Below are 11,067 nucleotides of genomic sequence, written 5' to 3'. Positions count from 1 at the left end.
CACTTTCGGGACATCAGGTGTCCCGAAAGTGGCTTTCGCGACACGGCCACCGGCCAATCACGAGGAGGCCGCCATCGCCACCAGAGGACTACTTGCGGTCGGCCTTGATGACCTCGAAGAGGCTGGTCCACGAGCTGCGCCCGTGTCCCGCGGCGATCGCCCGGTCGTAGTGCGACTTGATCGCCTCCGGCAGGACGACGTCGATCCCGGCGTCCCGGCTCGCCTGCACGATGTGGTCGGCGGTCGCGCCCATCATCGTCACGTCGGCCTCGTCGCCGGGGTGCTCGCCCTTCTCGACCTGTTCCGCCGCGGCGTCCAGGTAGAAGCCCATCGTCGCGAAAAGGTCCTTGGCGTACGGGAGGAACTTCTCGACGGGGACCCCTGCCGAGCGGATGAGCGCGCTCGCGTGCAGGAACACCGAGAGCGAGTTCAGGAAGATGTCCAGCTGCGCCTGGTAGAACAGCTGCGCCAGCCGGACGTCTTCGCCGAGGAAGTCCGGCCGGCCGATCAGCGCCAGGATGTCCCGGTACTTGTCGAACACGTCGGTGGGGCCGCTGTAGAAGACGTACGCGTCTTCCTTGCCCACCATCGGGGCGGGCACCATGACGCCACCCGCGAGGAACTGCCCGCCGCGGGCCTTGACCCAGTCGGCGGCTTCGCGGGTCTTCTCCGGCGTGTCCGAGCTGAGATTGACGATTACCTTGCCCGCCAACGTTTCCCCGGCCCTGCCGAGGATGTCGTACATCGCCGCGTAGTCGGTGAGGCTCAGCAGCACCAGCTCCGACGCCGCCACCGCGTCCGCCGGCGTCTCGGCGCGAACGGCACCGGCCGCCATGACACCGTCCGCGCGGGCGGCGGTGCGGTTCCAGACGGTCACTCCGTGGCCGTTCTCCAGGAGTACCCGGACCATGGCCTGTCCCATCGGACCGAGCCCGATCAGTGTGATCATTGTGTTTCCTTACTTCTTGAGGAGTTCGATGATGCCGATCAGGTCCTCGGCGCCGTGTCCGTCGGCGACTCGTTTGTCCATCAGTGGCTGGAGCGGTGCGAGCAACTCGGCGCTGACACCCTGTTCCTCCGCGGCCTTCGCCAGATTCGGGAAGGCCGCGGCCTGCATCGCGAGGTTCGACACGACGTCGGTCCCGTAGTCGCCGTCGTCGATCTGCTCGGCCGCGCGCTCCAGGAAGCCGCTCATCGCGTCCATCCAGCCGCGAAGCAGCGGAGCGAACTCCCTCGCTTTGGCTCCGGTGGAGCCGACGAGGGTGAAGGCCTGGATGACGCCGATGAAGTGCCCGTACATCCCGCTGAGCAGCGCGATGTCGTACAGCGGCGCCAGCCCGGGATCGGCCCCGAGATAGTTGGTGCCGCCGAAGGCGTCGAGTGCGGTGCGGGCCCGGCCGAAGACCGTGCCCGAGCCGCTGTAGAAGACGAACGCCTCGGGCGAACCGATCATCGGCGGAACGGCCATGATCCCGCCGTCGAGGTACGCCGCGCCCAGGTCTTCGGCCCAGGCGGCCATTTCGCGTGCCTGGCCGGGGGTGCCGTTGGTCAGGTTGATCAGCTGCCGTCCAGCGAGCCCGGCCGCGGCCGGGTCGAGGACCTCGTGCACCGAGTCGTAGTCGAGCAGGCAGGCGATCACGATCTCGTTCGCCGCGAGGGCCTCGGCCACGTTCGAAGCGACCGAAGCTCCCTTCGCCGCCACGCCCTCGGCGCGGCTCGCGGTCCGGTTCCACGCGGTCACCGGATGCCCCGCGGCCAGTAGTGCCTCTGCGAGCGCGGTTCCCATCGCGCCCAGTCCCAGTACCGTCACCGGGGTCTTGCCGTGTTCGGTCATGGGACCACCGTGACGCCCTCCGCGCACGGATCGCTGCGGGTCCGCGCACGGCCTCGCGCACGGGATTGTCGGTGGTCCGCGCTAACGTCGGTTTCGTGCGTTTCGGAGTGCTGGGACCACTCGCCGTGTGGACGACCGCCGGCGAGCCCGTCGTCGTGCCCGAAGCGAAGGTCCGTCTTCTGCTCGCCGGCCTGCTGAGCAGGGAGGGCAGGGCGGCGGCCGTGTCGTCGCTGACCGACGACCTGTGGGGCGAGCATCCGCCGGGCAACCCGGGCAACACCTTGCAGACCAAGGTCTCCCAGCTGCGCCGCACCCTCGAGCGGGCCGAACCGGGCGCCCGCGAAATCGTGACCCACCAGCCCGCCGGCTACGTCCTCGCCGTCGAGCCCGGCGACCTGGACGTCGACCGGTTCCGCACGCTCACCGCCCGCGCCCGCGCCACCGTCGATCCGCGTGCTCGCGCCGCGCTGCTGGCGGACGCGCTCGCGTTGTGGCGAGGGCCCGCGTACGCCGGGTTCGAGGACGAGCCGTTCGCCGTGGCCGCGGCGCAGCGGTTGGAAGAGGAACGGCTGCTCGCCGAAGAGGAGCGGGCCGAGGCCAGGCTGGCGCTCGGCGAACACGGCGTCCTCACCGGGGAGCTGGCCGGTCTGGTCTCGCGGCATCCGCTCCGGGAGCGGCTTCGCGGCCTGCTGATGCGGGCGTTGTACGCCGCCGGGCGGCACAGCGAGGCGCTCGAAACCTACGCCGAACTGCGGGCGAGGCTGCGGGATGAATCCGGTCTCGAACCAGGGCCGGACCTCGCGGCGCTGCACCAGGCGATCCTCACCCGCAGCCCCGATCTCGAACCCGTCCGTGCCGCCGGTCCGGTACGCGGGAACCTGCCTGAGGCACTGACCGAACTGGTCGGCCGGACGACGGCGGTCAAGGAGGTCGGCGCGCTCGTCACCGACGCGCGGCTGGTCACCCTCACCGGACCGGGCGGGGTGGGCAAGACCCGCCTTGCCATCGAGGCCGCGTCGAAGCTCGCGATGGCCGACGGCACCTGGCTGGTCGAACTGGCAGGCCTGGACAACGTCGAATGCCCGACCTGCCCGCCGGAAGACCTGGTCGCCGTCGTCCTGACGGCCGCGCTGGACCTCCGGGAGGAGGTTACCTCGGCGAAGTCACCGACCCGGTCGTTGGCCGATGCCTTGCGTGACAAGGAGATCCTGCTCGTCCTGGACAACTGCGAGCAAATCGTCGAGCCGGTCGCGGCGCTGGTGGAGCGGCTGCTTTCGGCGGCGCCACGCCTGCGGGTGCTCGCCACCAGCCAGGAGCCGCTCGGGCTGCCCGGTGAGACCGTCTGGGCGGTCCCGCCGCTCGACCTGCCCGAGCAGGCCGATTTCGCCGCGGTGCGGGAATCGAGCGCCGTCCGGCTGTTCGCCGCCCGGGCCGCGGCGGCCGCCCCGGGATTCACGCTGGATGAGAAGAACGCGACCGCGGTCGCCAGGATCTGCCGCACGCTCGACGGGATCCCGCTGGCGCTCGAACTCGCCGCCACCCGGGTCCGGACGCTCGGCGTGCGCGAACTCCTCACCCGCCTCGATGACCGGTTCGGCCTGCTGTCCTCGGGCAGGAGGGGCGGGCCGCGCCGTCAGCAGACCCTCCGCGCGATGATCGACTGGAGCTGGAGCCTGCTGAGCGAGGCCGAGCAGATCGTGTTGCGCAGGCTCGCCGTCCATGCCGAGGGCTGCGGTCTCGACGCCGCCGAGTCGGTTTGCGCGGGTGGTGAGATCGCTTCCGGCGAGGTCCTGGATCTGCTGTCCCGGCTGGTCGACAGGTCTCTGGTGGTCAGCAGGCCGGGCAGGACGGGCGAACCGCGGTTCCGCCTGCTGGAGTCGGTCGCGGCGTATGCGCTGGAACACGCCGGAAAAGCGGGTGAACTCGACTACTTGTCCCTGCGGCACGCCCGATTCCACGTCGAACTGGCCGAACGCGGCGACGCGGGACTGCGGGGCAGGGAACAACGGCGCTGGCTCGACCGGCTCGACACCGAAGGGGTCAACACCCGGCGTGCGCTGGAAACCCTGCTGAGGCAAGGCGAACACCGGCTCGCGGTGCGGCTGGTTAACGCGACGACGTGGTTCTGGTTCCTCCGCGGACGGCTCACCGAGGCCCGGCGCTCCCTGAACCTGGTGCTCGACACCGGAATCGGCGGCGACGAGCGCGCGCAGGCTCTCGCCTGGCGCACGGGCATCGCCGTGCTCGACGGCACCGGTGTCGAGGGTGCGGTGGAGGAAGCCGTATGGGGCATCGCCGAGCCCGTCGCACGGGCCCGGGCACTGTGGTTCCTCGGCTACGCGTGGTCCACGGTCGGCGATCTGTGCCGGGCGGAGAAACTCACGCTCGGCGCGCTGGAAACCGCCCGTGACATCGGCGACGACTGGAGTGCGGCGGCCGCGCTGAGCGATCGGGCGAGCCACCTGATCTCCGGCGGTGACCTCACCGGCGGTGGCCGGATCGCCGCGCAGAGCGCCGGGATCTTCGACGGGCTGGGCGAACGCTGGGGCTGGTTGCAAGCGTCGTTCGTCATCGGCATGCTGGCCTCGATCGCCGGGGATTACGACCACGCCGCCCGGGTCCACCGGGAAAGCCTTCGCCGCGCGGAGGAGCTGGAGCTGTGGCCGGAGGTCGCCTACAAACTGTCCTGGCTCGGCCGGACAGCACTGCTCACCGGCGATTTCGAAGAGGCGAAGGAGTTCCACGAGCGAGCCAAGGCGTTGGCCGTCGAGCACAGCTTCAAACCCGGCGAGGTCTATGCCGAAACCGGGCTCGCGCTCGGCGCGCGACGCCAGGGGCTGTTCGAGGAGGCTGAACGGCGGCTGTTGTCCATTCTGGACTGGCATAGCCGGGTGGAGTCCGAAGCGGGCAGCACCCTGATCCTCGCCGAGCTCGGGTTCATCGCCGAGCTGCGAGGAGACGCGGCGAAGGCGAAGCGGCTCCAGCAGGACGGCCTCGCGATCGCTCGCCACGGCGAGGATCCTCGCGCGATCGCGCTCGGCCTGGAGGGCCTTGCCGGGGCGGAGTCGGCCGCCGGCTCGTATCGCCAGGCCGCGCGGTTGCTGGGCGCCGCGGCGGCCTCCCGGGAATCCGCGGGTGCTCCCCTGCCGAAGGCCGAACGCGGTGACGTCGACCGGATCACCGGCGTCATCGTCTCGGCGCTCGGAGAAACCGCTTTCGCCCAAGAGGTCGAGACCGGCGCGGCGGCCTCGATCGATCAACTGGTGACAGATAGTCAGTAGCCGGGTACCCGCATCACCGCAATGGACCATGCCTTACTTCACGTCGACAACAAACAGTGACTTCTTTCTGTCGCGCGGCCGTCCTGACCGGTAGCGTGCGTATCCATGCGGGTGAGGTGGGGGGCTCCCGGCGGGCCCAGGGTGACAATGCCGTGGCGAGCGGCTCCGCGGGCGGCATTGAGCAGCCCGCTGACGTTGATCATCGCGGCGGTGACCGCGTTGCTGGCCTGTTTCCTCGGCACCGCCGCCATTTTGCAGGCTTCGGCCGCGGGCGGCGCGGCCGTGGCGTACCAATCCGGCCTCGCGTGCCCGGACTACTACGGGCCCGTGTTCAGCAAGGACAACGTCCCCGTCGCGGTCGCTCCGCAGGTCGTCGATTCGGTCCGCCGTCACGCTCCGGCGCACGGTTTCGGCACGCCGGTCACCTCCCGCTACACGCCGTACCTCTTCGGCACCGAGTTCAACGGCGACCCCAACTACAAGGTCACCATCGCCCACCGGGACCAGGCGGTTCCGGGCCATATCGAACTGGCGGACGGATCAGTGGGCGCCGGGCTCTTGCTCGGCACCGTCGTCGCCAAGGCGGAGGGGATCAAAGCCGGGGTCACACCGAGCATTCACGGCACGCCGCTCCCTCCGGTGACCGGGCTGTACCGCGACCTCGCTGACCCCGCGCCGCGCTGGTGGTGCTCGCAGCAGCGGAACGCCGTCGTGAGCAGGCTCGCCAACGACCCGCTCGACTCGGTCATGTTCGCCCCCGACGGGAAGACGTTCGACGACACGGTCCGCACCCTGGGCGTCCCCGCGATCGCCACGCTGCACATGTCGTTCTACGAGGCTCCTCCCAAGACCGTGAGCGAAGCCGAGGACCTGCTGGAACGCTCCAAGGCACTCATCGCCGAGGTCAAGGCGGATCTGGGTGCCCGCGGCCTCGGTGACGCGATCATCGGGTCGGTGCCGTTCGAGCGCTCCGTGACGATCAGCAACCAGGCGGAGTCGAACGTCCTGATCTCGATCCTGCCGCTCGCGGCCATCAGCATCCTGGTCGGCTGCGCCGGGATCGGCACCGTCGCGTTGCAGTGGTATCAGCGACGGCATCCGCAGCTGAGGCTGCTGTCCGCCCGCGGGAGCGCGCCGGGGGCGCTGGGGGCGCTCGCGGTCGCCGAACTCGGACTGCCCATCGTCGTCGGTGGCGCGGCGGGCGCGCTGCTCGCGCGCCTGTCGCTCGGGGTCTACGGACCACCAGGTGAACTGGACGACGGGGCGCTGCTGCAAGGATCGCTCGTCGCGGCCGCGATCCTGTTCGTCTCGCTCGCCCTGCTGGCAGGCGTGATCACCGTCCGCACGCACCGGGAGTTCGAACTCGGGCGGGTCCGGTCCGGCCGTGCCAAGGGCGTGAAGCTCCTGGCGATCTTCCCGTGGGAACTGGTCACCGCCGGCGTGGCACTGCTCGGCTGGAACCGGCTCGTGGACTACGGCAAGGGGTCGAGGGTCGGCAATCCGCTCCCCCAGGTCGACCCGCTCGCCCTCACCTATCCGGTGTTCGTCGTGCTCACCGTCGGCCTGCTCGCCGCCCGGCTGGCCTGGCTCGCCCTGCACGCGTCGCATCGCGCGCGGCTGTGGTCACGGCCCGCGCTGCAAATGGCGATCCGGCGACTGGCCAGCGCCCGCGCGCCGGTCACCGGCGTCCTCGTGATCGGCACGCTGGCCGTCGGCACGCTGGCGACCGGGATCGGGATCGCGCGCGGACAGGAGGAGGCGCTGCACACGAAGTCGGCGATCTTCGTCGGCGCCGAGACCAGGGTCGACACCGAAAGCGTCATCGGCACCGGGAAGGTCCAGCTGCCACCTCACCTCAGCGGCGACACCACGATCGTCGGCGAGCTGACCGGCACCGGCAGTGTCGTGCTGGTCGTGGATCCGCGGACCTTCCGGCGCGCCGCCACGCTCGGCCCGCTCGACGGCGCCGAGGTCGAACGGCTCCTGGGGCAGTTGTCGAATCCCGGCACCGGTGTCCCGGCGATCCGGGTCGGGAACGACTCCGCCCAGAAAGCCGCGCTGGGCGCCGGTCTCGCGGACGCCAGGACGATCGGTGAACTGCCGATGTTCCCGATCATCGGCACCAAGGCCGGATATGTGATCTCCCGGGAGTCACTCAGCCCCGCGCAACTGCGCGCCGTGCCCAAGTGGAGCGTGTTGTCCGGTGCCCCGCTGACTCAGGTGACCGATGCGCTGACCTCCGTGGGGGTGGCCACCGCGGTCAACCGCGTCACCCGTGAGTCCGCCCTCGACGCGCTTCCGTTCTATCTCGTGTCCTGGACGTTCTCGTTCATGGCTCTGCTCGGAGCGGTTCTCGGTGCGGTGGCGGTGCTGTCGCTGCTGGTCGCGGTCGAGGTCCGCCGACGCCAGAACGCGCTGGCCGGGGCGCTGGTCTTGAGGATGGGGATGCGCCCGCGTGCCCTGCTCGCGAGTCACCTGATGGAACTGGGCGCGCTCAGCGGGCTCGCCGTGGTCATCGGCGTCGCCTGCGGGATCTCGGTCGCGGGTCTTTCGGTGCCGCGCTTCGATCCGGCGACGTTCCTCGCGCCGAGGTCGGCGCTGCCCAACCCGACCCCGTTCGCCCTGACCGTGTTGGCCGTCGGTGTGCTCGTCGTGGCACTGGCGGGCTGGATCGCGATGCGCTCGGTGCGCACCGCCCGGACCGCGGAGTTGATCCGTGCCTGAGAAACCGATCTTCCGGCTGGACGGCATCGGCGTCGACTACCAGACGCCGGCGGGCACCGTCACCGGTGTCGACGGCGTCACCATCGACATCCCCGCCCGCGGGATCACCGTGCTGGCGGGGCCGTCCGGTTCCGGCAAATCCACCCTGCTGCGGACGCTCGGCCTGTTCGAGCAACCCGTCCGGGGCACGATTTCCTTCCAGGGAACCGAAACCGGCAAGCTGCGGCACCGTGAGCGGCGGGCGCTGCGGCGAACCCACCTCGGTCTGGTGTTCCAGAACCCGACCGACAACCTGCTCGCGTACCTGAGTGTCGCCGACAACCTCCGCGCGGCCGCGGAGTCGGCCGGGACGGAATGCCTGCCGGACGACATCCTCGACCAGCTGGGGCTGGGCGGGACCGGCGGCTGGCGGATCTCCGCGCTGTCGGGCGGGCAGCAGCAGCGCCTCGCGTTCGGCTGCACCCTCGCGCGCCGCTCGACCGTCGTCCTCGCCGACGAGCCGACGTCCCAGCTGGACGAAGGTTCGGCCGATCTGGTGCTCGACACGCTGAAATACTTGGCGGATCAGGACTTCGCCGTCATCGTCGCCTCGCACGACGACCGGCTCATCGAACTCGGCAGCCGCGTCGCGCGGATGCACAAAGGCCGCCTTGAAAGCACCGAAGAACGGGAGGTCGTACCGTGATGGCGGAACCCGCTCTCGAGGCCGTCGGGTTGCGCCGCCGGTTCCCCCATCCCAGCGGGGACGTCGAAGTCCTGCGCGGGCTCGAACTGCGTGTGGCCGCGGGCGAACTGGTCACCGTCTCCGGCCGGTCCGGTTCCGGCAAGAGCGCGCTGCTGGCCCTGCTGTGCGGTTTCGACTCGCCCGATTCCGGCAGTGTCCTGCTGGACGGCGTCCCGATAGCGGGCGCGCCGCCGTGGCACACCTGCGCCGTCCTGCCCCAGGCACTCGGCCTCGCGAACGAACTGACGATCGCGGAGAACGTGGCGCTGCCACTGCGACTCCGATCCGACATTCCCAAGCCCCGCGCGAAGGACATCCACGCCCGGGTCGCGGAACTGCTGGAGGAACTCGGGATCGGTGACCTCGGCGACCGTTATCCACTTGAAGTCTCGTTCGGACAGCAGCAGCGGGTCGCGCTCGCCAGGGCGGTCAGCGGACGGCCTCGGGTCCTGCTCACCGACGAACCGACAGCGCACCTGGACGCCGGGAGCACGCCGCGAGTGCTGCGGTTGCTGAGGCGCTGCGCGGAGGACGGCGCCGCGGTCATCGTGGCGACGCACGACGACGACGTGCACCGGATCGCGGACCGGCGGGTACGGTTGCTGGACGGCGTTCTTTCCTGACCTGGCGCCGTCTGGAACCGCCGCTGTTATGAACGGACCTTTCATAACAAATTTTGTTATGAAAGGTCCGTTCATAACAGCTGACCTGTCACTAAGGAGCGACGGGACCGGCCTTCCCGTACAGATCGTTCCCCGCCCAGTCCACGACGTCCTGCGAAGGCCGCGAAGGCGGAACAGGCACGAAGTTCGCGGCGTCGTCGACGCTTCCGGTGCCGTCGTACTTGGCCTGTAGCGGGTACGGGAACACCGGCCTCGTGCGGAAGACCTTGCCGTCGGCGTCGCGGCCGGTGGCGAGCGTCCGGTCCGGGGCGGTGCCGCGTTCGACCCAGGAGACCAGTTCCTTCAGCGGGTCGTACTCGGTCAGTTTGTCGCCGGTCGCGCAGTGGTAGAGCCCGGGCACCATGAACAGCCGGGCCCAGCTCTGCGTCGCGGCGAGGCCGCCGTTGGCGCGGGTGAGCCGCTGGTAGTAGTCGAGTGTGCCGGCCGCGGGGATGGCCTGGTCCGCCCAGCCGTGCCAGATCACGAGCTTGCCGCCGGAACGCCGGAATTCCCGCAGATCCGTCGACATCGCGTCGGACCGTAAGCCTTCCGGGGTGAGTCGGTTGAAATTCCGGGTGGTGAAAGCGAATTTCTCGACCGACGAATGCGGTGTCCCGATCGGGTAGGCCATGTGCTTCAGGTAGTTGTCGGCGAGGGCGAACGCGGCCGGGACGCCGCCGAATTCCGGTGCCGGGAGGGTCCAGCCGTACCAGGACAGTTCGGACCCGACGGTCTGGCCGCCCGGGTAGAGCTTGCGGCCGCGTTCGTCGGTCGGCGGCGCGTAGATCTTCTTGGTCGCCTCGACCTGTGCCGCGGTGAGGCAGCCTGCGTTGTCGGCGCCCGGCGGGCAGGCGATCGTGGCCGGGTCGAAGCGGCAGGTGCGCGGGTCGTCGATGGCGCCGTCGGTGAGTCCGTCGGCCCTGTCGCAAGAGGACAGTGCGGCGGCGTGCAGCGCCGGGAGCTTGTCGGCGGTGAGGATCGGTTTGCCGTCGGCGCCGGTGTTCGCCTTCGCGAGCCAGGTCTGGTAGACGCCGATGAGTGGTCCCCAGTACCCGGCGGGCGCGCCGGCGATGATGCCGTCGAAGTCGTGCGGGTACCGCTGCGCCAGCAGGAGTGCTTCGCGGCCGCCGTCCGAGCAGCCGCTGAAGTAAGACTGCCTCGGCGGAGCGCCGTAGAACGTGGTGATGAGGCGTTTGGACGCCTTCGAGACGACGTGCGGCGCGCGGAAGGCGAAGTCGTCGCGGGCCGCCTGGTTGTTCTCGGCCCACTTGCCGTCGTCGAAGACGAGCGGGGTCTTGCCGACGTGACCGTCGTCGGTGGCCGCGACCGCGACATCGCCGCCGTGCGGCAGCCCGCAGTCGGCGAACGGCGGCGTACTGACGGCGCCGCAGAACCCGCCGCAGCCGAACTGCAGATAGCGGCCCGCGTACGTCTTGGTCGGCAGCCGGAGCTGGAACCGCACCGCCGGTTCGACGTGGCCCCGGACGTCGCAGTGCTCCGGTTCGGTCGCCGTCGCGGGCACCACGGTCGCCGTTTTGACGTGGGTGACCGCCCCGGGGACGTCGTAGGTCCGCACCAGATCGCCGCAGGTGCGTACCGGCCGGAAGGTCGGTTCGCCGGCGGTGGCCGCCGGTGCCGTGAGTATCGAGCCTGCCGTGATGAGCGCTGCCACGCCGAGCATGGACAACCGCCGCATTTCCCCACCCCAGTTTCCCGGATCTGCTTGAAGTTGATCCATTCACCCTGGCCCGGCCCCCGGAGGTTGTCCACCCGGTTTGCGGGCGGACAACCGGGCATCCGGCTTGTCCAGTTCGGGTCAGGTTTGTCCGGGTGTCTTGACAT

General features: G+C 70.1%; 7 protein-coding genes. 4 read left to right on the top strand and 3 right to left on the bottom strand.

Annotated features, from left to right (window positions below):
• Positions 1 to 88: 88 nt before the first annotated feature.
• Positions 89 to 949, bottom strand: a complete 861-nt coding sequence (locus BS329_RS41305; RefSeq protein WP_076169020.1) for an NAD(P)-dependent oxidoreductase — start codon at positions 947 to 949, stop codon at positions 89 to 91.
• A gap of 9 nt (positions 950 to 958) precedes the next feature.
• The gene (locus tag BS329_RS41300; protein ID WP_482746715.1) at positions 959 to 1,900 is read right to left on the bottom strand and encodes an NAD(P)-dependent oxidoreductase; all 942 of its coding nucleotides are present in this window, start codon (positions 1,898 to 1,900) and stop codon (positions 959 to 961) included.
• Between the two features lie 29 nt (positions 1,901 to 1,929).
• Here BS329_RS41300 and BS329_RS41295 point away from each other — a divergent pair, with 29 nt between their 5' ends.
• From BS329_RS41295 to BS329_RS41280, 4 genes are all read left to right on the top strand, one after another.
• Entirely contained in the window at positions 1,930 to 5,115 is a 3,186-nt protein-coding gene (locus BS329_RS41295; protein ID WP_076169031.1) for an AfsR/SARP family transcriptional regulator, read from the top strand.
• 147 nt (positions 5,116 to 5,262) lie between these two features.
• A complete protein-coding gene (locus BS329_RS41290) occupies positions 5,263 to 7,839 on the top strand; it encodes a permease (protein ID WP_084750884.1) in 2,577 nt (858 codons plus the stop codon).
• Positions 7,832 to 8,524, top strand: a complete 693-nt coding sequence (locus tag BS329_RS41285) for an ABC transporter ATP-binding protein (RefSeq protein ID WP_076169015.1) — start codon at positions 7,832 to 7,834, stop codon at positions 8,522 to 8,524. The genes BS329_RS41290 and BS329_RS41285 overlap by 8 nt, the downstream gene beginning before the upstream one ends.
• On the top strand, positions 8,524 to 9,186 hold the full coding sequence (locus BS329_RS41280) for an ABC transporter ATP-binding protein (RefSeq protein ID WP_076169013.1): 663 nt from the start codon (positions 8,524 to 8,526) through the stop codon (positions 9,184 to 9,186). The genes BS329_RS41285 and BS329_RS41280 overlap by 1 nt, the downstream gene beginning before the upstream one ends.
• A gap of 91 nt (positions 9,187 to 9,277) precedes the next feature.
• On the opposite strand, the gene BS329_RS41275 is transcribed toward BS329_RS41280, so the two are convergent.
• Complete coding sequence (locus BS329_RS41275) at positions 9,278 to 10,921, bottom strand: tannase/feruloyl esterase family alpha/beta hydrolase (RefSeq protein WP_076169011.1); 1,644 nt, start codon at positions 10,919 to 10,921, stop codon at positions 9,278 to 9,280.
• Positions 10,922 to 11,067: the final 146 nt, after the last annotated feature.

This window comes from Amycolatopsis coloradensis (genome assembly GCF_001953865.1).
GTDB classification, from domain to species: Bacteria; Actinomycetota; Actinomycetes; order Mycobacteriales; family Pseudonocardiaceae; genus Amycolatopsis; species Amycolatopsis coloradensis.
Note: the sequence above shows the minus strand (reverse complement) of the source record. Positions and strands in the feature narration are given on the sequence as shown.